General features: G+C 38.9%; 1 protein-coding gene. It reads right to left on the minus strand.

The window, feature by feature from the left end:
- Window positions 1–979 (minus strand): RNA-guided endonuclease InsQ/TnpB family protein (locus LD028_RS08620; RefSeq protein ID WP_237811568.1); only part of this gene is annotated, 979 nt, incomplete at its 3' end.
- Window positions 980–1,018: the final 39 nt, after the last annotated feature.

Raw genomic sequence — 1,018 nt, forward strand, 5'->3', positions numbered from 1 at the left:
CTGTATGTCCGCATTTTGGACATGTTTGGGATGTGTATGTTGGGTCTACCACAATCACTTTGGCTTGGTGTTTGCGTGCTTTGTACTCGATTTTTTGTCTTAAATCATAAAACGCCCAAGATACCATTTCATACCGATGGTTAACGGACACTTTTTCTGTTCTTTGGCGAACACCTGTTAAATCCTCTAACACAAACAGCGTGTTCTTACCATAACGCTCAACGAGTGCCTTACTGATGCAATGGTTGACATCTTGCATCCAACGGTTTTCTCGTTGACCGATTTTCTTTAATCTTCTACGGGCAGACGGAGTTTGCTTTTTTTGTAGTTGTCTGCGGAGTTGTTTATACTTTGCTCGTTTGTGTTTGATGTGTCTACCTTTGAAAAATAGCGTCTGTCCGTTTGAATCATAAACAGTCGCAAGAAAATTTACGCCCATATCTACGCCAACCACTTGGCAAATGTGATGAAGGTTTGCTTCTTCCATTTCTTTGGATACAGGAATATGGAGAAACCACTTTTGATGTTTATTCACTAACTTTGCTGTTCCAAACGTCCATGTTCCGTCGAAATACGTTTCAAGTCCTTTCGTTTGAAAAGGAACTTTGATTCGTCCTTCTAACGTATTGATGGAAAACAACCCTTTGGTTAGGCTGTAATCTCGATTAAAAACGAGGTCTATTTGCGGTTTTTTAAACGCAATCTGACAACGCTTATGTCCATTGGTTTGGTTGGTTTTATATTTTGCAATCACCGTTTTTAACACAGACTGTGCCATTTGAGATTTTAAGCCAAATGTAGAGCGAAGTTTGCGGTACGTCATCTTGTGAAGTTTGGCTTGCACAAGGGTGTTTTCTTTGTATATCACTTCCGACACCGCATTGCACGCATCACGATATGCTTGCATCGTTTTTTGAAGAAGTTGTTCTTGTTCAGATGTCGGTAAAATTTTAATTTTTGCTGTTAAAGTCAATTTCATGTCCTCACCACCTTTCACTAATTTTATTTTATATTTTTT

The organism is Anoxybacillus sp. LAT27 (assembly GCF_022030075.1).
GTDB lineage: Bacteria > Bacillota > Bacilli > Bacillales > Anoxybacillaceae > Anoxybacillus > Anoxybacillus kestanbolensis.